Raw genomic sequence first — 26,698 nt, 5'->3', positions numbered from 1 at the left:
GATGAGCAACGCTTCTACAGTCGAAATTGCGTGATAGCGTGCTCCCACGTATTAACAGTCAATCTTCGTGCCAGTTTATAAATCAAATAAATTCAATGACTTAGAAAAATAGTGAGTCATTATAACAATTAACATTTGCAGTCTTTTAGACTCACAAGAGTCATTATGACCAATCCACTTTTACACGCTCTCGTTCCCTTGGTCGCCGACCTTTCGCGTGATTTAAGCGACGAGGAACGCTATCGCCGGCTGCTGCATGCCTTGCGCGAGGTGCTGCCATGCGACGCCGTTGCACTGCTCAAACTCGAAGGCGAAACACTGATCCCGCTCGCCGTTGAAGGCTTGAGCACCGATACCCTCGGACGCCGCTTCAAAGTCGACGAACACCCGCGCCTGCACGCGTTATTGGAGAATCCGGGCCCTACCCGTTTTGCCTCGGACTGCGACCTGCCAGACCCTTATGACGGCTTGGTTGACGGGCATCGTGGCCATTTACAGGTTCACGATTGTCTCGGCTGCCCATTACAAGTAAGCGGCGAGACGTGGGGGCTGCTGACCCTCGACTCGCTGGACCCGACACGCTTTGGCAGCGTCGATCTCGACAGCCTGCAAGCCTTTGCCAGTCTAGCCGCCGCCAGCGTCATGGCCAGCGAACGCATCAAGCAACTGGCACGCAGTGTTGAAGACCAGCGCCATCTGGCCGAGAGCTATAAACAGGCGGCTGGCCAACATCAGCCACTAGAGTTGATCGGCCAAAGCGCGGCGCACAAACAACTGCTGCACGAGATTCAACTGATCGCCAACAGCCCGCTCACCGTGCTGATCACCGGCGAAACCGGGGTCGGTAAGGAACTGGTCGCCGAAGCCATTCATGCGCAATCCGCGCGCCTGCGCAAACCGCTGATACGGATCAACTGCGCCGCCCTGCCCGACCTGCTGGTTGAGAGCGAGTTGTTTGGTCACGTGAAAGGCTCATTCACCGGCGCCATGAGCGAGCGCCAGGGCAAGTTTGAACTGGCCGATGGCGGCAGCCTGTTTCTCGATGAAGTCGGCGAACTGCCACTGGCAACGCAAGCCAAGTTGCTGCGGGTGCTGCAAAGCGGGCAGTTGCAACGCGTCGGCTCTGACCGTGAGCTGCATGTTGATGTGCGAATTATTGCGGCGACCAACCGCGACCTCGCCGGCGAGGTGCGCGCCGGACGCTTCCGCGCCGACCTCTATCACCGCCTCAGCGTGTATCCGCTGCCAGTCCCGGCGTTGCGCGATCGCGGCCGGGATATTTTGATGCTGGCAGGTTATTTCCTGGAACAGAACCGTGCGCGTCTGGGCTTGCGCAGTTTGCGCCTGAGCAGTGATGCCCAACGCGCGCTGCTGGGTTACGACTGGCCTGGCAATGTGCGTGAACTGGAACATCTGATCGGCCGCGCCGCGCATAAAGCGTTGGCCAATAATGCCCCGCGTGCGCGCATGGTCAGCATTGAGGAAGACCAGCTTGGCCTGAGCCAGTCTTCGGCAGCAATTGAATCACCTGCCGCACTGGCGCCGGTTGTCTCGAGCCCGCCGGGCAAGGATCTGAAAACCTCGCTGGACAACTATCAGCGCACGCTGATCATCGAGGCGTTGAGCCGCCACAATCATAAATGGGCCGACGCCGCACGCGAACTGGGCGTGGATCGCGCCAACCTGAACCGGCTGGCCAAGCGACTGGGCATTCGCCAATAAACGCTGCGTACAAAAAACGGCCTTTGCGCAGGTCAAAGGCCGTTTACGGGTTGGCACTTGAGCAAGTTTTAAGCGGGGCCCAGCCGACGAATCAATCGTCAACCTTGGCCAAAGAAAATACGCTGGTCAGCCAGTTCTTGGCGTAGCAAGTCGACAGTGGCGAGGTGCTGCATTTGCCAGAGTTGTAGGCCTGCTTGATCGCCTCGACATCGGCGTTCTGCACATAAGCCAGTGCATCAGCCATTCGCTCAGGATCACCAAAGCCGCCGGTGCGCATCTCACTGATGGCCTCGGTCTTGCTCCAGCCCTGAATAACCATGCGGTACATGGCCGCCATTAAACCGGTGCGATCACGACCGTGTTTGCAATGCATCAACACCGGCCCTTTCTCACCGGCATCCTGCAGCACATGCAGCACGCGTATTACGTCGGCATCGGTGACCCGATCCGCATGCAGCGGGATGCTCACGCGGCTCATCTGCGCGTTGCCCATCCACGTTTTGTCATCATCTTTGATGAAGGTAACAACAGTGCCAACATTCAATGCCTGGAGCATGGGCACGTTGTCGGCAGTCGGCAATGCGCTGCGGTACAGGTTGGGCGTCATCTGATAAAGATTAAAACCCTTATCGACCGGCGTGGCCCAGATTTGCTGATGCTCGGTCACGGTGACCGGCTCAAGCGGCTTATAGCGCTGCAGGCCGACAGTGGTTAAGGCGGCGACAGCGATCACGGCGACACTGACAGAGAGAATCACCTTGCGTGAGAGAAACGGCATGTGTGGCTCCTGTTTTAGAGCCAGAACGATAGAACTGTAAACGTGAAAAACTCATGAAATTACCGTCAAGAAAGCCTGCCGAAGCACCAAGATGTGAATCCATTGGCTAAATTCGCGCCTCTGTTGCGGCGTCGCTGCCTGATAACAGAATGCATCCAAACTATGAGTCTCAATTAATTTCACAACCCTTGAGGCACCCGAGTTGCCGGCCTTAAGCGTCATTGCAGGCTTCGCCGCAAGTGGCATGGTTGCGCGCCCGTCTGAACCTTCGAAGATGCACTACGCTCTATTGTTGATGCATGAATTCAATACACCGTTGAGTGGACTCGGCGGTGAATGTGCAACGTCCATGGAGATTCCTGATGAGCAAGAAGAACCTGACCCACGCAACTGGGGCACCGGTCGTCGACAACCTGAATATTCAGACCGCTGGCCCGCGTGGCCCGGCATTGCTGCAAGACATATGGTTGATCGAGAAACTGGCGCATTTCGACCGCGAAGTGATTCCCGAGCGCCGCATGCACGCCAAAGGCTCTGGCGCTTACGGCACATTCACTGTTACCCATGACATCAGCCAGTATTGCCGGGCCAAGCTGTTCAACCAGATCGGCAAGCAAACTCCACTATTTCTGCGTTTCTCAACCGTAGCCGGTGAGCGTGGCGCGGCCGATGCCGAGCGCGATATTCGCGGTTTCGCGGTGAAGTTCTACACAGAGGAAGGCAACTGGGACATGGTCGGCAACAACACCCCGGTGTTTTTCTTCCGCGACCCAATGCGCTTCTCCGACCTCAATCACGTGGTCAAGCGCGACCCGCGCACCGGTATGCGCAATGCCACCAGCAACTGGGACTTCTGGACCCTGTTACCGGAAGCATTGCATCAAGTGACGATTGTCATGAGTGATCGCGGCATTCCCAAAACCTTTCGGCATATGCACGGCTTCGGCAGCCACACATTCAGCATGCTTAACGCTGCCAACGAGCGGGTGTGGGTCAAGTTCCATTTCGAGTGCCAGCAAGGCATTGAAAACCTCACTGACGCCGAAGCTGAAATGGTCGTCGGCAAGGATCGGGAAAGCAGCATGCGCGATCTCTACGAGAGCATCGAAGCCGGCAACTTCCCCAAGTGGAAGATGAGCATTCAGGTCATGACCGAAGAGCAAGGCCGACACCACAAACACAACCCATTCGATCTGACCAAGGTCTGGCCGCATGCAGACTATCCGCTGATTGAAGTGGGCATGCTGGAACTCAACAAAAACGCCGAAAACCATTTCGCCGAGGTTGAGCAAGCCGCCTTCTCGCCCGCCAATATTGTGCCGGGCATTGGTTTCTCGCCGGACAAAATGCTGCAGGCGCGCCTGTTTTCATACGGCGATGCACAGCGCTACCGGCTGGGCGTCAACTTCAACCACATTCCGGTGAATGCGCCTCGCTGCCCGCACAACAGCTATCACCGCGATGGCGCCATGCGCACGGATGGCAACCAAGGCTCAACCATCGCCTATTACCCCAACAGCATGGGCGAATGGGAAGACCAGCGCGACATTGCCGAGCCACCATTGGCCCTTGAAGGCGACGCCGCCAACTGGGATCACCGCGTGGATGTCGACCACTTTGAGCAGCCCGGTGCGCTGTTCCGCCTGATGAGCCCTGAGCGCCAGCAAGCGCTGTTTGATAACACCGCTCGCGCCATGGACGGCGTGCCCGCGGCGATCAAGCAACGTCATATCGACAACTGCAGCAAGGCCGATCCGGCCTACGGCGCCGGTGTCGCCAAGGCAATGGGCATGTAAATGCACCTGTGGCCGCCAGACCATTCTGGCGGCCACGCAATCCTCAGCCCTGCATCGCCCAGCCATGGACACTCATGGCTGCCTGGCGAAGCGCTTCGGAACGGGTTGGATGCGGATGGCAAATCAGCGCAATGTCTTCCGCGCTGGCGGCAAACTCCATGGCTACGCAGTACTCACCAATCAACTCGCCCGCACTGGGCCCAATGATGTGCACGCCAAGAATCTGATCGGTTTTCTCATCCGCCAACACCTTCACAAAACCTTCGGCCTCATGATTGATCTTGGCCCGGCTGTTAGCGGTAAACGGGAACTTGCCGACCTTGTACGCACGCCCCTGCTCCTTCAACGCCTGCTCGCTGCTGCCCACGCTGGCGACCTCGGGCTTGGTGTAAATCACGCTCGGTATCACCGCGTAATTCACCTCGGCAGCGTGCCCGGCAATCCGCTCGATACAGGCGATCGCCTCATCTTCAGCCTTGTGCGCAAGCATCGGCCCGGAGGTAACATCACCAATCACCCAAATACCGGGTACTTCGCTGCGATGCTGCTGGTTGCCAAGCATGCCGCGCTTATCGGTTGTAATCCCCACCGTTTCCAGGCCCAGCCCCTCGGTGTAAGGACGCCGGCCAATGGCGACCAGCACGTAATCGGCCGCAAGGGTTTCTGTCGCCCCACCCGCTGCTGGTTCAAGCGCTAACTCAACTCCCGCGCTCGACGCCTGCGCGCTGACGACTTTACTGCCGAGCTTGAAGTTGATGCCTTGCTTGCCCAGCGTGCGTTTCAGCGCACCAGCTGTCTCATCATCGAGTCCCGGACAGATACGGTCGAGGTACTCGACCACCGTGACCTCACTCCCCAGCCGCCGCCAAACCGAGCCCAACTCCAAGCCAATCACCCCGGCGCCAATCACCACCAGATGCTTGGGTACTTCGGCCAAGGCCAGAGCGCCGGTGGAGTCGAGGATGCGCTTATTATCAATCGTCACGCCCGGCAACGGCATCGGCTCGGAGCCACTGGCCAAAACAATATCGCGTGCTTGCAACGTGGTTTCAGTGCCATCGGCATGGGTCACCAATACCTTGCCCGGGCCGTCAAGACGGCCCCAACCCTTGATCCACTGCGCCTTGTTTTTGCGAAACAGAAACTCGATGCCCTTGGTCAACGCGCTGACGCTGGCATCCTTTTGCTTCATCATTTGCTCAAGATTCAACTTCGGCTGCACCTCAACGCCCAGGCTATTGAGTTCGCCGCTGGCAGCGGCCTCATACAACTCGGATGCGTGCAACAAAGCCTTCGATGGCATGCAGCCGACATTCAGGCAGGTGCCGCCCAGGGTTTCACGGCCTTCGACACAGGCAACTTTAAGCCCCAACTGACCGGCACGAATGGCGGCGTTATAACCGCCAGGCCCGCCTCCGATTATCACCACGTCAAATGATTCACTCATGTCTCGTTCCTCTGCAAAGTGGCGGATGCGCAGGGCCTGGCCGCGAAAACAGCCGCGCCCGACTGCGCGTAAACTCATTCACCCAACTCAGGGCAACGCCGCCCCGACGGCCAGCTGTCGACGATTCAGGCCTTGAAAAATGACCCAAGCAATAAACGCAAAACTGCCATTGAGAAAAACCATAGGCCAGGCGCTGCCATCTTGCAGGACGCTGAGCAAGATCCCGCTCAACGTCGCTCCGGCCATTTGCGCGAACCCCATAAAACCCGCTGCCAGCCCCGCTCGATGGGCATTGGGAATCACAGCGCCGGCCACCGAGGCTGGCAATACCATGCCACCGCCCAGCGTCACCAGAACCTGCGGAATCGACAAACCGAGTACAGATAATCCGAACAAATGATACGTAGCCAGTGTCGCCAGCCCGCCGACGGCAACCAAGGTCACGCCAATACTGACCACCTTGTTTGGCCCCAGACGGGTGATGTAACTGCGGGTAAACAGCGCACCCGCAATCAGCGCCAGCACAATGGCGCTGAGCGTCATGCCGTATTGGCTCGGGCTCAGATGCAGCAGGCCGATATACACAGCCGATGAGCCGGCGATAACCGCGAACATAGCGCCATAGGTGAAAGCCAAGGTCAGGGCCAGCGCGCGAAATGACGGAGCCTTGAGCAAGTCGAAATAGTCGGCAGCCAGTGAACGCATACGGCCGGCTTGCGGATTCAGATGAGGATTGCTTTCGCGATAACGGCCAACCACGACCAGCAAGGTCAGCGTGGCAAATCCGAACGCCAACAGGATCGGCGCATGCCAGCCGCCAAGCCTGTACAACAAGCCGCCCAATGCAGGTGAAATGACAATCGCGCAGAGCATGCCGATCACCGTTGCAGCCAGCGCCGGCCCGGCTTTTTCTTGCCACACATCGCGCACAATGGCCCGCGCCATGACCAGCGCCGAGCAGGCGCCCAGACCTTGCAGGACCCGTGCTCCAACAAACTCAGGCATGCTCGAGGCCAGCAGCATCCAGCCAGTCGCAAGCAAGTAGACCAGAAGCCCAGCGAGCAAGATTGGCCGCCTGCCCAAACGGTCCGACAACGGCCCGAGCACCAACTGGCCGGCACCGAAGGCTGCAACAAACACCGACAGTGCCAGCAAGCTGCTGCCGGGCTTGGCGGCGAGAACCCACTCGATGGCAGAAAGACTTGGGATGATTAGCTGAGTCGAGACTTCCCCCAGCGCGGTGAGCGCCATCAATAACACGAGAAGCTGACGCGAAGGCTGAACGGCATTCGGCATGGCGTTGTTCCTACAGAGAAGGAGCTGACTTCAAACCGGCAATCGACTTGCACGATTTATATGATGGGTATAATTTACATCTTTAGATTACACCTGTAATTTAATAATTCAATCCACTTGATCGAATCCCACCGAGGTCCGCGTCATGTCCACTGAAACCCGTGATGAAAAACTCGCCAACTGGCTGTTGGCCGAACAAACTGCCCGCAACAAGTTGGCAGCGCCCGGCAGCATGACGCTTGCCCAGGTCTGCGAACTGTCGCCTCAGGAGTTCTTTGATGGGATTGGCGAGGGCCAACTGCCCTGCCCGCCGTTCGGCCACTTGCTTGACTACGTACCCATTGAGTGGTCGGCCGGGCTGTTTGTATTCCAGGGCTCGCCCGGCGCTCAGCACTACAACCCGCTCGGCATTGTGCATGGCGGTTATGCCGCAACACTGCTCGACTCGTGCATGGGTTGCGCCATTCATACGCGCCTGCAACGCGGCCAGGGCTATACCACCACAGACCTGCGGATCAGCTATATCCGTGCATTGACCGACAAGGTCGGGCCAATCCGTGCCGAAGGCCGAATCGTTCACGTCGGTCGCTCCACGGCAATCGCCGAAGGCCGCATTTATGACGTCGATGACCGCCTTTACGCAGTGGGCTCAACCACCTGCATGATTCTGGGAAGCCCCAGCTAACGCAATTAAACCACCTTGCTCAGGAGCTTCAGCCCGCGATCAATGCCTGCCTGGGTGTAGCGGAAAGGCTATATAAGCGCACGCCGATAGCCTAAGATGTCAATCAGCATACAAAGCGCCAAATGAGGTAACCCATGCGTTATTCAGAAGACCACAAAGCCAAAACCCACCAACGCATCATCGATGAGGCCGCGCGCCTGTTTCGTCGGGATGGTATTGGTGCGACCGGCTTGCAGCCGCTGATGAAGACGCTTGGGTTGACTCATGGCGGGTTCTACGCGCACTTCAAATCCAAGGATCAACTGGTCGAAACGGCCTTGGCGCACACAGCCGAACAGCTCAAGGCCAGTACCGACGAGATTTTTGCCAATGACGCGCCTCTGCCGACGTTTATTCGCCGTTACTTGTCGAGCGCACATTGTGCCAATCCGGGCGATGGCTGCCCGCTGCCCACCATGTCTTCTGAATTGGGCCTGCGCGGTCAGGCCAGCGAAATTACTGATCAGGTGGTACGTGATCGCCTGCAAGCAATCGAAGAAAGTCTGGATTCCGAAGAGGCTGAGGCGCAGAGCATCATGATGATCTCGGCCATGGTCGGCGCTCTGGTGTTGGCGCGCAGCGTCAGTGATCCGCAATTATCCCAGCACCTGCTGAAAACTGTTCGCCAGCAACTGCTCGAGCAGGTTGAATCCGCCAGCTGACGTTGACCAAACTACACCCGCAAAAAAGCCCCGGACTTCGCAGACCGGGGCTTTTTTGCAGGTGCGGATTATTTGTATCGCGCCGCCGCCTGATTGCGCGACAGGTTCGGCCCGAGCTTGGTGCGCGCTGCCACAAGAGCCTGCCAGTCGGCTGAATCAGGCAGCGAAGGAATGGTCACCAGTTCAGCCTGATCAAAGCCTGCCAACGCAGCATCGACCATCTCACCGACTTCCATGATCATCTCGGGAGGCAAGGCTGATGCATCCATGCCCGAACGCTCCCAGATTTCGGTTCGGGTCACGCCCGGCAATACTGCCTGAACCTGCACCCCATGCTTGCCAACTTCGCCGTGCAACGTTTGCGTCAGGCTTAGCACATAGGCTTTGCTGGCGCTGTAGACCGCATTGAACATCTCGGGCAGCAATGCCACAACCGAGGCGATGTTGATGATCGCGCCACGACCGGCAGCGCTAAAAGCATAAGCTGCGGCCGCCGAGAGTTGGGTCAGGGCCACGATGTTCAGCTGAATCAGGGCATTAGTTTTTTCCGTCGAGCTCTCGGCCAAGGTGCCATTGACCGCCACGCCAGCATTGTTGACCAGCAGGCTAATGGCGCTATCGCTGCGCAAGCGCTGCTCGACAATCTGCAAGTCTGCACTGTTGGTCAGATCAGCCTTGAGCGTCTCGACCCGAACACCGCTCTCCTCACTCAGTTTGGATGCCAGTGCTTGCAGGCGCTCAAGATCGCGGGCGACCAGCAACAGGTCGTAACCGCGCTTGGCGAGGCGCTGCGCGTAAGTGGCGCCGATACCCGACGATGCCCCAGTAATCAATGCCGTGCCTTTTGCAGATGGTTGATTCATTGCCTTGCCCTCAGATGGAGATGGCTACGTTTGAGCCGGTGGAATCACTATCCACTCATTTAGATTACAAGCATAATATGATTTTTATATTATGACCATAATCTTAACTAGACCCAAAGCCTGACCCTGACTTTTAAGGCCAGCAGCGCCGGGTCGAGAGATCAGAATAGCTGAGCGCAGCGGGTTCAAATGCTGCGGATGAAACACCCGCGGGTTGGACTGCCAGCCAACAGCAAGGCTGAGCAGGTCAGTTGCAAAACAAGCAGGCAAAAAAAAGCGGATAACCCGTTGAGGTTATCCGCTTTGGCTCACACAACGTCGTCGAATCAGACGCTGCGAATCAGGTGATCGAAGGCACTCAATGAAGCCTTGGCGCCCTCGCCTACGGCGATCACGATTTGCTTGTACGGCACAGTCGTCACATCGCCTGCGGCAAATACCCCGGCAACGTTGGTCTGGCCTTTGGCATCGACAATGATCTCGCCACGCGGGGACAACTCGATTGCGCCCTTGAGCCAATCACTGTTGGGCAGCAAGCCGATCTGCACGAAGATGCCTTCCAACTCAACCGTGTGCAACTCGTCAGTATTGCGGTCACGGTAGACCAGCGCATTGACCTTCTGGCCGTCGCCCAATACCTCGGTGGTCAGGGCACTCTTGATCACCGTAACGTTGCCAAGCGTTGCGAGCTTCTTCTGCAGTACAGCATCGGCGCGCAGTTGGCTGTCGAACTCAATCAGGGTCACGTGGGCAACGATACCGGCCAAGTCAATCGCCGCCTCAACGCCGGAGTTACCGCCGCCGATGACCGCCACACGCTTGCCCTTGAACAACGGGCCATCGCAATGCGGGCAATACGCCACACCCTTGCCCCGGTACTCTTGCTCGCCCGGCACATTCATTTCGCGCCAGCGCGCACCTGTCGCCAGAATCACGGTTTTGGCTTTGAGCGATGCACCACTGTCAAAACGCACTTCGTGGAAACCGCCGGCGCTGGCGGCTGGAATCAGGGCACTGGCACGCTGCAGGTTCATGATATCGACTTCGTATTGGCGCACATGCTCTTCAAGCTGACGCGCCAATTTTGGCCCTTCGGTTTCCTGCACGGAAATAAAGTTCTCGATGGCCATGGTATCGAGTACCTGACCGCCAAAACGCTCGGCGGCAACGCCGGTGCGAATGCCTTTGCGCGCTGCATAAATAGCGGCTGCTGCACCAGCCGGGCCACCGCCCACTACCAGCACATCGAATGCGTCTTTGGCATTGAGTTTTTCGGCATCACGCGCGGCGGCGCCGGTGTCGATCTTGGCCAGAATCTGCTCGACATCCATACGGCCCTGACCGAACAGTTCGCCGTTAAGATAGATGCTCGGCACCGACATGATCTGCCGCGCTTCAACTTCGTTCTGGAACAACGCGCCATCAATCGCAACGTGGCGGATATTCGGGTTCAGCACTGCCATCAGGTTAAGCGCCTGAACCACATCCGGGCAGTTTTGGCACGAGAGCGAGAAATAAGTCTCGAAGGTGAATTCGCCTTCGATGCCCTTGATCTGCTCAATCACATCCGCTGCAAGCTTGGAAGGATGCCCGCCGACTTGCAGGAGTGCCAACACCAGTGAGGTGAATTCGTGGCCCATCGGGATACCGGCAAAGCGCAAGCTTATATCTGCGCCGGGACGGTTTAATGCAAACGATGGCGTGCGTGCATCAGTGCCATCGGTCTTCAAAGTAATCTTGTCGCTCAGGCTGCGAATGTCTTCGAGCAAGCCGTGCAACTCACGAGATTTGTCGCTGTCATCGAGGGACGCGACGATCTCGAACGGCTGGGTGACCTTTTCCAGGTAGGCCTTCAACTGATTTTTCAGATTGGCGTCCAACATGATTTGACTTCCCTCTTTACGAATTTCAGAGACAAAAACGCCCGGACGGATTGCGCCCAGGCGCTTGGGGCACCGTCGCGGTGTGGCGACGGTGCGAACTACCTGCCGTTAGCGGGCAGCGGTGCAGCGATTTAGATCTTGCCGACCAGGTCGAGCGAAGGAGCCAGAGTGGCTTCGCCTTCTTTCCACTTGGCTGGGCAAACTTCGCCCGGGTGCGCTGCTACGTACTGAGCTGCTTTAACCTTGCGCAGCAGTTCCTGTGCGTCACGACCGATGCCGCCAGCGTTGATTTCTACGATCTGGATCTTGCCTTCCGGATCGATCACGAACGTGCCACGGTCAGCCAGGCCAGCTTCTTCGATCATCACACCGAAGTTGCGGGTAATGGTGCCAGTCGGATCACCGATCAGTGGGTACTGGATCTTGTTGATGGTGTCGGACGTGTCGTGCCAGGCTTTGTGGGTGAAGTGGGTGTCAGTCGACACGCCATAGATTTCAACGCCAAGCTTTTCGAATTCGGCGTAGTTGTCCGCCAGATCGCCCAATTCGGTCGGGCAAACAAAGGTGAAGTCAGCAGGGTAGAAGAACACGACAGACCACTTGCCCTTGAGGCTGGCTTCGCTAACTTCGACGAACTTGCCCTGATGGTAAGCAGTTGCGTTGAATGGCTTAACTTCGCTGTTGATATATGACATCGATGAACTCCTTGGGTGAGTTGAAAACTTACACAACAAGAATATTCGCCAACGCCGCAAACAGCACATTGATTGAACGCATGGCCTCGATTGAGTGAGCTAATCGAAGACCTATAATGACTGCAGGAAAATCTATCAGCACGCAGTAAGCCCGCACGCAGAGTATTTGCGCGCACCTTGCAAAGATTAAAGGGCCGCCACGCGCCGTTAGATAGCAGCGCAGCGGCCCTATTGCCGGCTTATTGGCTCAGCTGAGGCTTTCGTCCACCACCAGCACAACCTTGCCGTTAACCTTGTTCGAGGCCAGTTCAGCAAAGGCCAACTCGGCATCCTTGGCGGCAAAGGTGCGCTCAAGTTGCGGCTTCAAACGGCCCTCGGCAAACAGCGGCCAAACTTGCGCATGCAGGTCGCGCAGCAGATCCGCCTTGAACTGATCATCACGACTGCGCAAGGTCGAACCAATCAGTTGAACCCGCTTGCCGAGTACCTTGGCTAGATCGACTTCGGCCTTGCGCCCGCCCATCAAACCGATGTTCACCCAGCGGCCATCCAATGCAATGACATCCAGGTTCAGCCCGACATAGTTGCCGCCGACCGGATCAAGAATCACATCAAACGGGGCAAAGTCGCGCAGCGCATTCGGCCCGTCTTCACCACGCAGCACACCGCCTTGTGCACCCAAAGATTCGCAATAGGCCAGACGGTCGGCCGAGCCAACACTCACCCAGCACGGATTACCAAACGCCTTGCACAGCTGAATGCCGGCCGAGCCAACACCGCTGGCACCCGCATGCAACAGCACCTTCTCGCCCGGCTTAAGCGCGGCCAGCTGAAATAAATTCAGCCATGCCGTTGCATAAACCTCGGGAATAGCCGCCGCTTCATGTAACGACAGTCCATCAGGCACCGGCAATGCATGTTGCGCATTGACCACAACCTCTTGCGCCATGCCGCCGCCGGCAAGCAACGCGCAAACCCGGTCGCCAACTTGCCAATCGCAGCCGGGGCCAACTTCGCTGACGATCCCGGAACACTCAAGGCCCAGCGTCTCGCTGGCGCCTGGCGGTGGCGGATAAAGCCCGGCACGTTGCAACAGATCAGCCCGGTTGAGCCCAGCTGCCGCCACTTTGATACGAATTTCACCTACATCGCAGGTTGGGATTTCTTGCTCAACCCACTCTGCCCGTCCTTCAACGCCTTGCAATGCTTTCACAGTGCCTCCATAGTGCATTTATACCGAGCCCGGCGCTGACGTCCGGGCTTTTGCATTGCGCCGATGGAACCTGGCGCCCTTACAGATGGCCTAATATGCGTTATCAATTGTCACTAAGTCGAATCTGCATGAAGCGTTCACTGTTAAGCGCCACCCTGGCACTCACTATAGGACTGGGATCTCTACCGTTATCTGCAAAGACTAACGATGTCGATCACTGGAACTATTTGCAGCCAGATCGAGAGCAAGTCATTGCCAGTTTGAATGTGGTGGAGTTGCTCAAACGCCATCACTACAACAAACCGCCGCTCAACGATGAGCGCTCGGAAATCATCTACAACAGCTACCTGAAGATGCTCGACCCGGCACGCAGTTATTTCACTGCGGGCGACATTGCCGAGTTCGACAAGTGGCAGGATCAGTTCGACGATTTTCTCAAAAGCGGCAACCTTGAGCCTGGCTTTGTCATGTACAAGCGCCAACTTCAGCGTTTGCAGGGGCGCCTTGAATTTGCCCTGGCGATGCTTGAAAAAGGTGTCGATAAAATCGACTTCACGGTTGATGAAGATCTGCTGATCGACCGCGAAAACGCACCGTGGGCGAAAAATACAGCCGAGCTCGACGATCTGTGGCGCAAGCGCGTTAAAGACGAAGTGCTGCGCCAGAAAATCGCCGGCAAAGACCTTAAGGATATTCAGGAACAACTGATCAAGCGCTACAAGCGCCAGTTGACCCGCCTGGATCAAACCCGCGGGGAAGACATTTTCCAGGCGTACATCAACGCCTTTGCCATGTCTTATGATCCGCACACCTCTTATCTGTCGCCAGATAACGCGGAAAACTTCGACATCAACATGAGCCTGTCTCTGGAAGGCATCGGCGCGGTCCTGCAAAGCGACAACGACAACGTCAAAGTCGTGCGTCTGGTTCCGGCTGGCCCTGCTGAGAAGAGCAAGCAAATCTCCCCGGCCGACAAGATCATCGGCGTCGCCCAGGGCGATGACGAAATGGTTGATGTGATTGGCTGGCGCCTCGATGAAGTGGTCAAACTGATTCGCGGCCCTAAAGGCTCGAAAGTTCGCCTGGAAGTCATTCCGGCAACCAACGCGCCCAACGACCAGACCAGCAAGACGGTGAGCATTACCCGTGAAGCGGTAAAACTTGAAGAGCAAGCGGCGAAGAAGTCGATTCTGCACCTCAAGCACGACGGTCGCGATTACAAGCTCGGGGTGATCGACATTCCAGCGTTCTATCTCGACTTCAAGGCCTACCGCGCCGGTGATCCGAACTACAAGAGCACCACGCGTGACGTTAAGCGCCTGCTGACTGAACTGCAGAAAGAAAAAGTGGATGGTGTGGTCATTGATCTGCGCAACAACGGCGGCGGCTCCTTGCAGGAAGCCACCGAACTGACCGGTCTGTTCATTGATCAAGGCCCGACAGTTCTGGTGCGCAACAGCGACGGCCAGGTTGATGTGCTGGCCGATGAAGAGCCCGGCATTTTCTACAAAGGCCCGATGGCGCTGTTGGTTAACCGCTTGTCAGCCTCGGCTTCGGAAATTTTTGCCGGCGCCATGCAGGACTATCACCGCGCAATCATCATCGGCGGCCAGACCTTCGGCAAAGGCACTGTGCAAACCATCCAGCCGCTTAATCATGGCGAACTGAAACTGACACTGGCCAAGTTCTACCGGGTATCCGGTCAGAGCACCCAGCATCAGGGTGTACTGCCGGACATTAAATACCCGGACATCATGGACACCAAGGAAATCGGTGAGAGCGCACTGCCCGAGGCCATGCCGTGGGACACCATCAGCCCGGCGATCAGGCCTGAGCGTGATCCAATCAAGCCTTACTTGAGCGAACTGCAGCACCGCTACGAGAAGCGCACCGCGAACAATGCAGACTTCACGTTTGCCCGTGAGCGCCTGTCGCTGACCCAGAAGCTGATGAAAGATAAAACCGTCAGCCTCAACGAAGCCAAGCGTCGCGCCGAGCATGACGATATCGAAGCCCAGCAATTGAGCATCGAGAACAGTCGTCGCAAGGCCAAAGGCGAAACCCTGCTGACCAAACTGAAGGTAGAAGACGAAGACGAACTGCCGGAAGATGACAGCAAGAAAAAGCCGGAAGACGATGCCTTCCTCAGTGAAGCCGGGCAAATCCTGCTCGACTACACCGGCCTCTCAGCGAGCGTTGCCAAGAAGTAAACAGCAACATGGAGTTCGGCGATTCCCCGCCGGACTCCAGCTACTCCCGCCTCACGCTTTACCCCAAGTGTCATTAAACGGTCACCAATCTGTCGTCAAATACCTGAGCTGACATTCTCGTCAGCGCACACCTGACGATATCGAGACCCTACATGACTGTCACCGAGCAGTTGAGCGCTTTGGATAACATCCTCGCTCACGGCGACCTGCATAGCGTTTTCCAACCTATCGTTTCACTTTCGCAGCGCAGTATTCTGGGCTACGAAGCGCTAACTCGTGGCCCCTCCAATAGCCCACTGCACTCGCCTATCAACTTGTTTGCCATCGCCCGCCTGGCCGGCCGTCTGAGTGAACTGGAACTGGCTTGCCGGAAGAGCGCCTGCAAACGCTTTAATCAGTTGGGGTTGAGCGGCAAGCTGTTTCTCAATATCTCACCCGACTCACTGATGGAGCCGGACCACAAACCGGGCTGCACCCTGAAAATGCTCCAGACTCACGGCATTGCGCCGAGCAATGTGGTGATCGAGCTGACCGAGCATTCGCCCACTCACGACTTCCAGCTGCTCGACACAGCCCTGCATCACTACCGCGCCATGGGCTTCAATATTGCGCTGGATGATTTGGGCGCGGGCTATTCAAGCCTGCGGCTCTGGTCGGAATTGCGCCCGGACTTCGTCAAGATCGACCGTCATTTCATCGACGGTATTCACCTCGATCCGGTCAAGCGCGAGTTTGTCGGCTCAATCCTGAAAATGGCCAGCGCCTCGCGTGCCGAAGTCATCGCCGAAGGCATTGAGCTGGGGGAAGAATTCGACGTATTGGCCAACATGGGCGTTGATCTGCTGCAGGGTTATTACATTTGCCGTCCGCAAGACCCGCCGCCGCGAGATGCCGGAACAATCCTGCCGCGAGAAGACAGCGCCGCCGACCACACAAGCGAAGCCTCTGGCGGCCTGCAGGAGCTGTTGCACCCGCAAAAAGCCATTCGTCAACACACCACGACGTGTCAGGTGCTTGATGCCTTTCGCGCGGACTCTACGCTCAACACACTGGCGGTTCTGGATGATCAGGATCAGCCAATAGGCATCGTCCACCGTCACTCGCTCTCTGAAGCGTTGTTAAAGCCGTTTGCAGCCGAAATTTTCACCCGCAAACCGATAAGCCGCCTGATGAGTGAAGATTACCTCAGAGTCGAAATGAGCCAATCGCTGCAGCAGGTCAGCCGCCTGCTTACCAGCCGCGCCCGGCAACGCATTGAGGAAGACTTCATCATCACCCAGAACGGCCGTTACGCAGGCCTTGGGCGCGCCATGGACTTACTCAAGCTGATTACCGATGAGAAAATCCAACAGGCGCGTTACGCCAACCCACTCACCCAGCTGCCAGGCAACGTGCCGATTCAAAAGCGCTTGAGCAAAGCGTTGTCTGAGCCACGCGAGGCGCTGATTTGCTACGTCGATATTGATCACTTCAAACCGTTCAACGATCACTTCGGCTACGCCAGAGGTGATGAGGTTCTGCTGTGTCTGGCCCGCTGTCTGAGCAGCTTTATCAATCACAGCGAAGAATTTATCGGCCACATTGGTGGTGACGACTTCATTCTGCTGCTCGATGCCAGCAACGGGCCGCACAAGCTTGAACAGATGCTCGAAGACTTCCGCGCAAAATGCCGAAGATTTTTCCGCGCAGAAGATTTGCAGGCAGGATTTTTTAGCGGAGAGGACCGTGAGGGTAAGCCGCAGCAGTTTCCGTTGCTGACGCTGTCGATCGGCGTGGTTCGCGTGCATGCCAATAACGGCTGCCGCCTCGACAGCGATGATCTGGCAAACCTGGCCTCGCAGGCAAAGCATCAAGCCAAGGCTGAGCCCGGCTACAGCCTGCATATAATCGACACACTGGCGTTGTCTGCCTAGCTCTACAGACGCGTTAAAGCCCCATCTGACGGGCCTTTTCAGCATACTGATCGGCCTGCGCTGCATCTGCTGGCAGGCCTTCAGCGCCTTCGCGGTAGAGATCCGCCACCCGCTTGGCTGCCAATGGATGGCCCGCAGCGGCTGCAATTTTCCAGTAGTGCACAGCCTGCACTGCATCGGGGGCCGTGCGCGTACTGCCGGCCAGACTCACGACGCCAACCTGATAAGCTGACTTGGCGTCACCGGCTTCCGCCGCCAGGCGCAGCAGACGGATGCCCTCTTCGCGCGCGCCAAGCCCCTGCCCACGAAAAAGCAGGATGTGGCCGTAAAAACTCTGCGCAGCCACATCGCCCAGTGCTGCCTTACGCGCAAACTGGCCTTCCATCCACTTCCACAGTTGCGGCTGCTTCACTGCCCAAGGCAGATGAAACAGTCGCCGGGAAACCCAGTAGCCCAACGCGGCGCGCCACTTCATCAACATTAAGCGGTGGCCTCATAATCAAACTCAAACACCCGCACCACTTCGGATGCATGCCAGGAAGCTGCCGCAACGCCATCCGGTGCGCCACTGAAACGCCCCAGACGGGTCACACAATCGAAGAAGCCGGTGCGCGGCAGTCGGCTGGCACTCTGGCTGATCACCAGTGCACTGCGCAGCGGACGTTCGGCCTGAGCATCAATCGCCGCCAGATGCTCAAGTGCTGCAGTGAGTGTTTGCATCGCCGGAACCGGCAGATCGAGGCGTTCGATCAGGGCACGATAAGTCAGCAGATGCCGTTGCCGCCGGGCGTCTTCGAGCGCCCCCAACAGCGCCTGCCAGTGCTGGCGACTAATGCTCACGCTCAAGAGTCTGACTCCGCGCGCTGAGCGCTCAGGTTCCACGCCAGCGCACGTTGAATCGCTGCATCCGGCTCGCGCTCGCCAGACTCAATCATGTTCATGTAGTGCGGGCTGACGCCAACGGCTCGCGCCAACTGCTCGATGCTTAACCCCTTGGCCTCACGCATGCGCTTGATATCGGCCAGCGCCGGCGTTGGCACCGCAACTTCGGCTTGGGGAGCAACAACCTGCTGCGAGCCTTGTGCGGCTTCGAGCAATTTCAGGTATTGCTCCCACGGCAGCACCGCGTACTCGGGCTGACCGTCACGACTGATAATTTGTGGTTTCATGCTTGGCACTCCATGGCAAACGAACGACAGCTTCATCACTGAGTCTATTTTTTTAATAGTAACAGCCCCACGCCAAAGCGGCGTATTTGCTCACTGATCTGACGTCAGATGAGCAAGGGAAGTGGCCGGTTAAATCACATTGCCGGTACTTTGAATACACGGCTACAGCCGCGCAGAGGCAGCGCCTGCTTATTCGACAGGCAGCGCAGGGCTCTCTTCCGGGTCGGGTATATGTTCGAGCAATAACTGTTGCTCGGGCGTTTGCTGCTCGCGCCAGAGGCGAAAAGCCTGCAACTCATCACTCCAGGTTCGCGCCACCCAAGCCAGCACGGCGAGGTCGTCAATGTAACCAAAACCGAGTATCCAGTCGGGTAACCCATCGAGTGGTGTAACGAAATACAACAACGCCCCGACAGCCGCCAGTAACGCCTGGGTACTTATTGCCCGATAGTCACCCCTGAACCAGGCAACACATAGCGCCTGAAACAGTTTTAAATCGTCTTTGAGGCCAGATAGACGCATCGCTTGCCGATCACTCTTTCGTGCAACCGATGCGAGTAAAGAAGGCAACCTGCCACGACGGATGAATCCCTTGGCCAGTGCCAGATATCGACTGAAATTCCAAGGTGCTTTCATGCTGACTCCTCGACAACCCGCGTATTTGCAGGCCCGCTAGCGGTTATCCACCGAAGCTGTGGATAACCTTGTTAACAAATTCTTAATGAGCTTAGCAAACGCCCACCCCATGCGGGCTGGCGTCAGATCGGCGATTTTTTGGACAGCTTAAAAAAGTCAATAAAATCAACAAGTTAAAAATAACAAAGGTTTTTTAACCGATCATTGCAAATGCCTGATCAATGGTGTTCCCACAATGTGCATAACCGTAACACCTGTACACCAGAATGCCTCCAGAAGGTGCATTTTCGCCGCCAAAAACAACAACGCCCCGTATAAACGGGGCGCTGTTTAGTCACCGGCTGCTTTACTCGGCAGCAGGTTCTTCTTGCGGTGCTGCAGCAGGCTCTTCCTGCGGAGCAGCAGCGGCAGCCGGATCCTTGATGGCGATCAACTCAAGGTCGAAAACCAGAACCGAGTTGGCAGGAATTGCCGGGCTCGGGCTCTGCTCGCCGTAGGCCAGCTCAGCCGGAATGTACAGCTTGGCCTTTTCGCCTACGTGCATCAATTGCAGGCCTTCAACCCAACCTGGAATCACGCCGCTCACGGGCAGATCAATCGGCGTACCACGCTCGATCGAGCTGTCGAATACAGTGCCGTCAGTCAGCTTGCCTTCATAGTGAACGGTTACTGTGTCGGTCGGCTTTGGCTGAGCGCCATCAGCTTCTTTGATCACTTCAATCTGCAGGCCGGAATCGGTGGTGGTAACGCCATCACGCTTGCCGTTGTCTGCGAGGAATTTCTTGCCAGCTTCAGCGGCTTCTTCACTCATCTTGGCCAGACGCTCTTCCGAGCGCTTCTGCAGGGCTGCAAAAGCTTCTACCAGCTCGTCGTCTTTCAGACGCTGTTCTTTCTTACCGACCGCATCTTCGATACCCAGTGCAACAGCCTTGGAGTCGAGGTCATCCATACCTTCGTGCGCGAGGCTCTTACCCATGTTCAGGCCGATCCCGTAAGACGCTTTCTGCGCCGGGGTTTTCAGCTCAACATTGGTCTGAGAATCACAACCAGCAAGCACCAGCCCTACCAGGGCTACCGCAGCTGCTAAACGATGCTGTTTCATGCTAATTCCTTGTTCGGTGCGCCCAATTTAGGCAATTGAGTGAAAGCGCGAGCTTATCAGGCCTACGGGATCACTGGCTACATCGATCAGAACAGGAAAATGCTAATAAGTTCAGCTATTTGCGGGGAAGTACAAGGAACAGCAGAGAATATCGACAAGTCGATGAGTATTGCAGGAAGAGGATTACAGGATATTAGGGGATGAAGCAGGAGGGGGAAAAAATGGCGCAGCGGACGGGACTCGAACCCGCGACCCCCGGCGTGACAGGCCGGTATTCTAACCAACTGAACTACCGCTGCGCGTAACTTCAAAAAGCGAGTTGGTGGGTGATGACGGGATCGAACCGCCGACCCTCTGCTTGTAAGGCAGATGCTCTCCCAGCTGAGCTAATCACCCTTCACTCTCGAAGTGGTGCGCATTCTAGATAGCATTTCGAACCTTGGCAACCCCCTTTGCAAAAAATAATTTATTGATACGCCAAAGACTTAGCTCAGGGTTGGCCTGAAGGCTTTAGGGGAGAATAATGCCCCCCTTTGTGTAAATGGAGAGTCACCCCGCCATGTGGTTTCGTAATCTGCTGGTTTATCGCCTCACCCAGAATGTTCCGTTTGATATCGAAGCACTGGAAACTGCCCTGGCAACCAAGGCTGCTCGCCCATGCGCAAGCCAGGAACTCGCCACTTATGGTTTTGTAGCCCCGTTTGGCAAAGGCCCCGACGCGCCTTTAGTACACAGCAGCCAAGGCTTCCTGCTGATTGCTGCCCGTAAAGAAGAACGCATTCTGCCGGGCAGCGTGGTCCGTGATGCGCTCAAGGAAAAGGTCGACGAGATCGAAGCCGAGCAAATGCGCAAGGTTTACAAGAAAGAGCGCGACCAGATCAAAGATGAAATCGTTCAGGCATTCCTGCCACGCGCTTTCATCCGCAAATCTGCGACCTTCGCGGCAATTGCTCCGGCGCAGGGCCTGATTCTGGTCGATGCCTCCAGCCCCAAGCGTGCGGAAGACCTGCTCTCGACGCTGCGTGAAGTCATGGGATCCTTGCCAGTACGTCCGCTCACCGTGAAGATCGCCCCGTCAGCCACCCTCACTGAATGGGTCAGCACCCAGAAGGCCGCCGCCGACTTTGTGATTGGCGATGAATGCGAACTGCGCGACACCCACGAAGATGGCGGGATCGTGCGCTGCAAGCGTCAGGACCTGGGCGGTGAAGAAATCCAGCTGCACATGAGCAGCGGCAAGCAAGTAACTCAACTGGCGCTGGCCTGGCAGGAAAAGCTGTCTTTTGTGCTGGACGACAAGCTGGTCATCAAGCGCCTGCGTTTTGACGACCTGCTGCAAGATCAGGCTGAACAGGATGGCGGCGACGACAATCTGGGCCAACTCGATGCCAGCTTCACGCTGATGATGATGACTCTGGTCGAATTTCTGCCGCCGCTGTTTGAAGCACTGGGCGGCGAAGACACGCCTCAGGGCATTTAAGCCAGCCACTCCCCTATCAATAAGAACGGCGCACCCGACTTCATAATGAAAGGCCTTTGCAAAAGGTAGCGAGCCAGTTACTCGCATACGTTCTGTGAGGTGCCACTTCGGGTCGCGCTGTCAAATTCGGAATGTCCTATGCGTGCACTCGCTGCTTTTAGCCGATTTGTAGCCAATACATTTGCTGTTTGGGTCTTGCTGTTCGCCGTGCTGGCGTTTCTGTTGCCAGCACACTTTCTGCCGCTCACCGCCTATATCGTGCCGTTGCTCGGACTGATCATGTTCGGCATGGGCCTGACCTTGAAGGTCGAGGACTTCAAAGAGGTCGCGCGCCATCCCGTGCGTGTGGCTGCCGGTGTGCTTGCGCAGTTCATCATCATGCCGCTGCTGGCATGGGTATTGTGCAAGGTCCTTAACCTGCCCGCCGAGATTGCCGTTGGGGTAATTCTGGTCGGCTGCTGCCCGGGCGGCACCGCATCGAACGTGATGACATGGTTTGCCCGCGGCGATGTCGCGCTGTCGGTATCGATCACCGCCGTGACCACCCTGCTCGCCCCATTGGTCACGCCCGCATTGATCTGGCTGCTGGCTTCCGAATGGCTGCCTGTGTCGTTCGCTGCAATGTTTATCTCGATCCTGAAAATGGTCTTGCTGCCGATCGTGCTGGGCATCGTGGCCCAGCGCCTGTTGGGCGAACGGGTAAAACTGGCGGTGGACGTTTTGCCGCTGGTCTCGGTGGTCAGCATTGTGCTGATTGTCGCCGCCGTTGTAGCGGCGAGTCAGGCGAAGATCGCCGAGTCGGGCCTGCTAATCATGGCGGTGGTGATTCTGCATAACGGCATTGGCCTGGGTCTGGGCTATTTTGCAGGTCGCCTGATGGGCATGCCGCTGGCGCAGCGCAAAACCCTGTCGATTGAAGTGGGCATGCAAAACTCAGGGCTGGGTGCAGCCCTTGCCAGCGCACACTTCTCGCCACTGGCGGCAGTACCGAGCGCGTTGTTCAGCGTTTGGCACAATTTGTCCGGACCGCTGCTGGCGAGCATCTACCGGCGCATGGGCGATGCTGATAAAGCACAGTCGCAATAAAACTGGATAAGCCAAGGCGCTGGCCTGCCGGCGCCTTGGCTTGCCTTTGGCCCCCCAGTGTGGAAAATAGCGGGCTGAGGACGACCTCACACGCATGACGTGATTCATCCGGGGACGGCCCCTTAACTGCCCAGTTGAGGTGTGCTATGTCTTGGATCATTCTTTTTTTCGCCGGCCTGTTCGAGGTTGGCTGGGCTGTCGGACTGAAATACACCGACGGTTTCACTCGCCCGCTTCCAACCGTTCTGACTGTTTCGGCCATGGTTATCAGCCTCGGCCTGCTTGGCCTTGCCATGAAACAACTGCCGCTGGGCACCGCGTATGCGATCTGGACGGGCGTTGGCGCTGTGGGCACCGTAATTGCCGGGATCATTCTGTTTGGCGAGTCGATGAGCGCGATGCGTTTGATTAGCGTCGGGTTGATTGTGTGTGGCTTGTTAGGTTTGAAGCTGAGCCATTGAGCCTGAGCGTCCGCTGTATTGGAGCGGAAGGTCGGGGGACTTGTTGATCTGCGGGGGTTATGACGGATTGCGGTGCTTCGCACGCTATCCATCCTCCGGGATTGGCGGACATGGCGGATATTTGGCTGGTGTGGGATTTATACCGGCGGGATAAGTGTTGGCTGGCGGACGTTTAATCCGAGGGATTTATTGGCCTTGCGAGGGTTATGACGGATTGCGGTGCGTTGCACGCTATCCATCCTCCGGGATTGGCCGACATGGCGGATATTTGGCTGGTGTGGGATTTATACCGGCGGGATAGGTGTTGGCTGGCGGACGTTTAATCCTAGGGATTTACTGGCCTTGCGAGGGTTATGACGGATGCGGTGCGTAGCACGCTATCCATCCTCCGATATTGGAATTACCGGGGATTAGGGTGTTGGCGGTGTTTGGGTGGACGCCGCCTTGTTGTCCGTTGCCCACCCTGTGCTTCTCCGCCGCTGGCTAGCGGGTTACGCCGCGCAGTTCGCTGACTTGCGTTTGCAAGTATTGTCGATTGGCGTGCTCTGGTTCGACAGGGTTGCCTGCAACCAAGGTGATCCGTGACCAAAGGCGCTTCAGCAAGCCCTTGTTCGGATCCCGGCTGAAGAAGCTGCCCCACAACCCTTGCAGCGCCATTGGGATGACCGGCACCGGGGTTTGCTCAAGTATCCGCTCGACGCCAGCCTTGAACTCATTGATCTCGCCATCGGCGGTCAATTTGCCCTCGGGAAAAATACACACCACTTCGCCATTGCGCAGGTATTCGGCAATTTTCTTGAACGCCGCGTCATACACCAGCAAGTCTTCGTTGCGGCCGGCAATCGGCACTGTGCCGGCGGTGCGGAAGATAAAGTTGAGCACCGGCAGGTTGTAGATTTTGTAGTACATGACAAACCGGACTGGCCGGCGAATCGCGCCCCCCACCAGCAGCGCGTCGACAAACGAGACGTGATTGCACACCAGCAGCGCAGCGCCTTCATCCGGAATCGATTGCAGGCCTTTGTGCTCAACCCGGTACATCGAGTGGCTGAGCAGCCAGATCATGAAGCGCATGGTGAATTCGGGCACGATCTTGAAGATGTAAGCATTGACCGCGATGTTCATCAGCGAGATGACCAGGAAAAGCTGCGGAATCGACAGTTCGGCCACGGTCAAGAACACAATCGAAACAATGGCCGAGACCACCATGAACAGCGCGTTGAGAATGTTGTTCGCCGCGATCACCCGCGCCCGCTCGCTCTCGACACTGCGTGACTGAATCAGCGCGTAAAGCGGCACGATGTAGAAACCACCAAACAGGCCAATGCCGAGAATCGAGCCGAGTATCGCCCACCCTTGCGCGTACCCAAGCACTGCCATCCAGTCGTGCGGTTGCGCCGCTTCGGGGAAGCCGCCCGAGGTCCACCACAGCAGCATGCCGAAAATAGTCAGGCCGATTGAGCCAAAGGGCACCAGGCCGATCTCGACTTTCTCGCCCGACATTTTCTCGCACAGCATCGAACCCAAGCCAATGCCCAGCGAAAACACGGTAAGAATCAGCGTTACAACGCTCTCATCGCCGTACAGCCATTCTTTTGAGTACGCCGGGATTTGCGTGAGATAAACCGCGCCAAGAAACCAAAACCACGAGTTGCCGACCAAAGAGCGGGAAACCGCAGGCGTTTGGCCCAAGCCTAATTTCATGGTGAGCCAGGATTGGCGGAAGATATTCCAGTCCAGCACCAGCCCGGGCAGCGCGGCCGGCCCGGCGGGAATTTTACAGCTGGCCAGATAGCCCAGTACCGCCACACAAACGACCGAGCCTGCAACGATGCTGGCATAGGCACTGCTTGCCATGATCACGCCGGCGCCGATGGTGCCCGCCAAGATCGCCAGAAATGTGCCCATCTCAACCAGTGCGTTACCGCCAATCAGCTCAGTCTCTTCAAGGTGCTGCGGCAGAATCGAATACTTGACCGGACCGAACAAGGCCGACTGAGTGCCCATGGCAAACAGCGTAACCAGCATCAGCGGCAAATTGCCGAGCAACACGCCGGCAGCCCCAATCAGCATGATGATGATCTCGGCAAATTTGATCTTGCGGATCAACCAGTCTTTATCAAATTTCTCGCCAAACTGGCCGCCCAGTGCGGAGAACAGAAAGAACGGCAGGATGAATAACAGCGCACACAGGTTGACCAGCAAATCGCGGTCGGCGCTGATGGTCAGCTTGAACAGGATGGCCAGAATCAGCGCCTGCTTATACACATTGTCGTTAAAGGCGCCGAGTAACTGGGTCAAAAAGAATGGCAAGAAGCGCCTTGTGCGAAGCAATGCGAACTGAGAGTGCTGGGTCATCTTCCGTGTACCTTGTGCGGGTTCGTTGAGCATTTGACTGTAACAGCCGCAAAGAAAGCCACACTCGTGTTGGATTATTTGCCAACAATTCTGCAAAAACGCACGACTAAAAGCCTACAGTTTCCTGCCAATACAGGGCCGGGCCATGCCTATATAGGTAATTGGCCCATGGCCCAGCGCAAGAGAAAGAACACCAGCAAACCGCCGCCAATTGTCGCCAGTAAGTGCCGGGTCAGCGCCGCGATGGCAATGGTGATGAGCCCGGCAATCAAATAGGCATTGTTCACCGAAAACTGCCAGTGCTGGCCATCCGGGATAAGCATTCCCGGCACTACAATCGCGGTCAGCACGGCCGTTGGCACATAGTGCAAACCCTGGCGCACCAGCGGCGGAAAACGTAAATCCGGGAATGCGAACAGGCTGTAGCGAATGCTGTAAGTGATGACCATCATGCCGAATATCAGTATCCAGTTTTCCATCAGGCCACCTCCCCTTCCACTGCAACTACGCGCCGTTCAAGGCACACGCCGACGATGATCCCGCTAAATGCTGCCGCCATCAGGCCCAGCTTGTAAGGCAATGCGTGACACACCAACGCGACGGCGGCGGCAACCAGTGCAGCGGCTATCTGCGGACGATTGCGCAACATAGGCACAACAATCCCGATAAAGGTCGCCAGCATGGCGAAGTCCAGGCCCCACTCGCCCAAGTTGGGCACCGACTGGCCGAACACCATGCCAATAATCGTGCACGCAATCCAATTGACGTACATGGCGAGCGAGGCGCCGAGAAAATACCAGTGCTTGTAGATGGATTCGTCGCGGAGCACATAGCGGTGCTGCACAACGGCAAACGCCTCATCGGTCAGCCAGAATGCCAGTGCCATGCGCCAGCGCGTTGGCAGGTGACGCACATACGGCTGCAAACTGGCGCTGTATAACGCGTGGCGAAGATTGACCACGAAGGTTGTAAGCAACAGGACCGTCAGGCCGACGCCGCCACTGAGCAGGCTGATGGCAATAAACTGGGCAGAGCCTGCAAATACAAACACCGACATCCCGAGGGTTTGCCAAGGCGTGAGGCCAGCCGCCCCCGCCAAACTGCCATAGATAATGCCGAACGGCAGCGCCCCTAACAGCATGGGCAACATGTCGCGGACACCTTGATTGAATTCCTGAAAACGGGTCATAGCTTTCTCCTTGAC

At 57.0% G+C, this 26,698-nt stretch carries 24 protein-coding genes and 2 tRNA genes; 9 read left to right on the top strand and 17 right to left on the bottom strand.

The features are described 5' to 3' along the window. Window positions 1-162 precede the first annotated feature (162 nt). The gene (gene norR / locus PMYSY11_RS08160; RefSeq protein WP_150549680.1) at window positions 163-1,722 is read left to right on the top strand and encodes a nitric oxide reductase transcriptional regulator NorR; all 1,560 of its coding nucleotides are present in this window, start codon (window positions 163-165) and stop codon (window positions 1,720-1,722) included. A gap of 91 nt (window positions 1,723-1,813) precedes the next feature. Here norR and PMYSY11_RS08155 read toward each other — a convergent pair whose 3' ends face one another. Further along, on the bottom strand, window positions 1,814-2,500 hold the full coding sequence (locus tag PMYSY11_RS08155; protein WP_150548855.1) for a phosphatase domain-containing protein: 687 nt from the start codon (window positions 2,498-2,500) through the stop codon (window positions 1,814-1,816). A gap of 362 nt (window positions 2,501-2,862) precedes the next feature. Here PMYSY11_RS08155 and PMYSY11_RS08150 point away from each other — a divergent pair, with 362 nt between their 5' ends. Continuing rightward, window positions 2,863-4,296: a catalase gene (locus PMYSY11_RS08150; RefSeq protein WP_150548854.1), complete on the top strand. Its 1,434-nt coding sequence runs from the start codon at window positions 2,863-2,865 to the stop codon at window positions 4,294-4,296. 43 nt (window positions 4,297-4,339) lie between these two features. Here the strand turns inward: PMYSY11_RS08150 and lpdA are convergent, their stop codons facing one another. Then, window positions 4,340-5,743 carry a dihydrolipoyl dehydrogenase gene (gene lpdA / locus PMYSY11_RS08145; protein WP_069901917.1) on the bottom strand — a complete coding sequence of 468 codons (1,404 nt, stop codon included), beginning with the start codon at window positions 5,741-5,743 and terminating at the stop codon, window positions 4,340-4,342. Window positions 5,744-5,830: 87 nt separating this feature from the next. After that, window positions 5,831-7,039: an MFS transporter gene (locus PMYSY11_RS08140; protein ID WP_150548853.1), complete on the bottom strand. Its 1,209-nt coding sequence runs from the start codon at window positions 7,037-7,039 to the stop codon at window positions 5,831-5,833. A 145-nt stretch (window positions 7,040-7,184) separates the two neighbouring features. Between PMYSY11_RS08140 and PMYSY11_RS08135 the strand changes: the two genes are divergently transcribed. Together PMYSY11_RS08135 and PMYSY11_RS08130 are read left to right on the top strand one after the other, a co-directional pair. Then, on the top strand, window positions 7,185-7,724 hold the full coding sequence (locus tag PMYSY11_RS08135; protein WP_069901733.1) for a PaaI family thioesterase: 540 nt from the start codon (window positions 7,185-7,187) through the stop codon (window positions 7,722-7,724). A 134-nt stretch (window positions 7,725-7,858) separates the two neighbouring features. After that, window positions 7,859-8,425 carry a TetR/AcrR family transcriptional regulator gene (locus tag PMYSY11_RS08130; protein WP_150548852.1) on the top strand — a complete coding sequence of 189 codons (567 nt, stop codon included), beginning with the start codon at window positions 7,859-7,861 and terminating at the stop codon, window positions 8,423-8,425. A gap of 68 nt (window positions 8,426-8,493) precedes the next feature. Here the strand turns inward: PMYSY11_RS08130 and PMYSY11_RS08125 are convergent, their stop codons facing one another. From PMYSY11_RS08125 to PMYSY11_RS08110, 4 genes are all read right to left on the bottom strand, one after another. Next, window positions 8,494-9,288, bottom strand: a complete 795-nt coding sequence (locus tag PMYSY11_RS08125) for an SDR family NAD(P)-dependent oxidoreductase (protein ID WP_069901731.1) — start codon at window positions 9,286-9,288, stop codon at window positions 8,494-8,496. 326 nt (window positions 9,289-9,614) lie between these two features. Then, window positions 9,615-11,171, bottom strand: a complete 1,557-nt coding sequence (ahpF, locus tag PMYSY11_RS08120) for an alkyl hydroperoxide reductase subunit F (RefSeq protein WP_150548851.1) — start codon at window positions 11,169-11,171, stop codon at window positions 9,615-9,617. Between the two features lie 131 nt (window positions 11,172-11,302). Continuing rightward, on the bottom strand, window positions 11,303-11,866 hold the full coding sequence (ahpC, locus tag PMYSY11_RS08115) for an alkyl hydroperoxide reductase subunit C (protein ID WP_069901729.1): 564 nt from the start codon (window positions 11,864-11,866) through the stop codon (window positions 11,303-11,305). A 247-nt stretch (window positions 11,867-12,113) separates the two neighbouring features. After that, window positions 12,114-13,079: a zinc-binding dehydrogenase gene (locus tag PMYSY11_RS08110; protein ID WP_069901728.1), complete on the bottom strand. Its 966-nt coding sequence runs from the start codon at window positions 13,077-13,079 to the stop codon at window positions 12,114-12,116. A gap of 128 nt (window positions 13,080-13,207) precedes the next feature. On the opposite strand from PMYSY11_RS08110, the gene PMYSY11_RS08105 reads away from it, so the two are divergent. Both PMYSY11_RS08105 and PMYSY11_RS08100 read left to right on the top strand, forming a co-directional pair. Beyond that, window positions 13,208-15,289 (top strand): carboxy terminal-processing peptidase, encoded by a 2,082-nt coding sequence (locus PMYSY11_RS08105; protein WP_172970681.1) that lies wholly within the window; start codon window positions 13,208-13,210, stop codon window positions 15,287-15,289. A gap of 152 nt (window positions 15,290-15,441) precedes the next feature. Next, a complete protein-coding gene (locus PMYSY11_RS08100) occupies window positions 15,442-17,202 on the top strand; it encodes a bifunctional diguanylate cyclase/phosphodiesterase (protein ID WP_150548849.1) in 1,761 nt (586 codons plus the stop codon). A gap of 13 nt (window positions 17,203-17,215) precedes the next feature. Here the strand turns inward: PMYSY11_RS08100 and PMYSY11_RS08095 are convergent, their stop codons facing one another. From PMYSY11_RS08095 to PMYSY11_RS08065, 7 genes are all read right to left on the bottom strand, one after another. Continuing rightward, window positions 17,216-17,683, bottom strand: coding sequence for an SEL1-like repeat protein (locus PMYSY11_RS08095; RefSeq protein ID WP_150548848.1), 468 nt, complete (start codon window positions 17,681-17,683; stop codon window positions 17,216-17,218). Beyond that, window positions 17,683-18,048, bottom strand: a complete 366-nt coding sequence (locus PMYSY11_RS08090) for a hypothetical protein (RefSeq protein ID WP_069901724.1) — start codon at window positions 18,046-18,048, stop codon at window positions 17,683-17,685. The genes PMYSY11_RS08095 and PMYSY11_RS08090 overlap by 1 nt, the downstream gene beginning before the upstream one ends. After that, window positions 18,045-18,371 (bottom strand): helix-turn-helix domain-containing protein, encoded by a 327-nt coding sequence (locus PMYSY11_RS08085; RefSeq protein ID WP_069901723.1) that lies wholly within the window; start codon window positions 18,369-18,371, stop codon window positions 18,045-18,047. Before PMYSY11_RS08085 ends, PMYSY11_RS08090 begins: the two co-directional genes overlap by 4 nt. 189 nt (window positions 18,372-18,560) lie before the next feature. After that, window positions 18,561-19,007, bottom strand: a complete 447-nt coding sequence (locus tag PMYSY11_RS08080) for a YkvA family protein (RefSeq protein ID WP_090510726.1) — start codon at window positions 19,005-19,007, stop codon at window positions 18,561-18,563. A gap of 346 nt (window positions 19,008-19,353) precedes the next feature. After that, on the bottom strand, window positions 19,354-20,109 hold the full coding sequence (locus PMYSY11_RS08075; RefSeq protein ID WP_150548847.1) for a BamJ family beta-barrel-assembly machinery protein: 756 nt from the start codon (window positions 20,107-20,109) through the stop codon (window positions 19,354-19,356). 222 nt (window positions 20,110-20,331) lie between these two features. Continuing rightward, window positions 20,332-20,408, bottom strand: a tRNA-Asp gene (locus tag PMYSY11_RS08070). Window positions 20,409-20,429: 21 nt separating this feature from the next. Beyond that, window positions 20,430-20,505: transfer RNA gene (locus PMYSY11_RS08065), tRNA-Val, on the bottom strand. A 163-nt stretch (window positions 20,506-20,668) separates the two neighbouring features. On the opposite strand from PMYSY11_RS08065, the gene rdgC reads away from it, so the two are divergent. The 3 genes from rdgC to sugE all read left to right on the top strand — a co-directional run bounded on the left by rdgC (window position 20,669) and on the right by sugE (window position 23,136). Beyond that, window positions 20,669-21,589, top strand: a complete 921-nt coding sequence (rdgC, locus tag PMYSY11_RS08060; RefSeq protein WP_150548846.1) for a recombination-associated protein RdgC — start codon at window positions 20,669-20,671, stop codon at window positions 21,587-21,589. A gap of 138 nt (window positions 21,590-21,727) precedes the next feature. Further along, a complete protein-coding gene (locus tag PMYSY11_RS08055; RefSeq protein ID WP_150548845.1) occupies window positions 21,728-22,675 on the top strand; it encodes a bile acid:sodium symporter family protein in 948 nt (315 codons plus the stop codon). A 146-nt stretch (window positions 22,676-22,821) separates the two neighbouring features. Further along, a complete protein-coding gene (gene sugE, locus PMYSY11_RS08050; protein WP_069901718.1) occupies window positions 22,822-23,136 on the top strand; it encodes a quaternary ammonium compound efflux SMR transporter SugE in 315 nt (104 codons plus the stop codon). 483 nt (window positions 23,137-23,619) lie between these two features. Here sugE and PMYSY11_RS08045 read toward each other — a convergent pair whose 3' ends face one another. The 3 genes from PMYSY11_RS08045 to PMYSY11_RS08035 all read right to left on the bottom strand — a co-directional run bounded on the left by PMYSY11_RS08045 (window position 23,620) and on the right by PMYSY11_RS08035 (window position 26,683). Continuing rightward, window positions 23,620-25,494 (bottom strand): MFS transporter, encoded by a 1,875-nt coding sequence (locus PMYSY11_RS08045; protein ID WP_150548844.1) that lies wholly within the window; start codon window positions 25,492-25,494, stop codon window positions 23,620-23,622. Window positions 25,495-25,643: 149 nt separating this feature from the next. Beyond that, window positions 25,644-25,973: an AzlD domain-containing protein gene (locus tag PMYSY11_RS08040; protein WP_150548843.1), complete on the bottom strand. Its 330-nt coding sequence runs from the start codon at window positions 25,971-25,973 to the stop codon at window positions 25,644-25,646. Continuing rightward, complete coding sequence (locus tag PMYSY11_RS08035) at window positions 25,973-26,683, bottom strand: AzlC family ABC transporter permease (protein ID WP_150548842.1); 711 nt, start codon at window positions 26,681-26,683, stop codon at window positions 25,973-25,975. The genes PMYSY11_RS08040 and PMYSY11_RS08035 overlap by 1 nt, the downstream gene beginning before the upstream one ends. Window positions 26,684-26,698: the final 15 nt, after the last annotated feature.

It is taken from the genome of Pseudomonas marincola (assembly GCF_900682675.2).
Classification (GTDB): domain Bacteria; phylum Pseudomonadota; class Gammaproteobacteria; order Pseudomonadales; family Pseudomonadaceae; genus Aquipseudomonas; species Aquipseudomonas marincola.
Note: the sequence above shows the minus strand (reverse complement) of the source record. Positions and strands in the feature narration are given on the sequence as shown.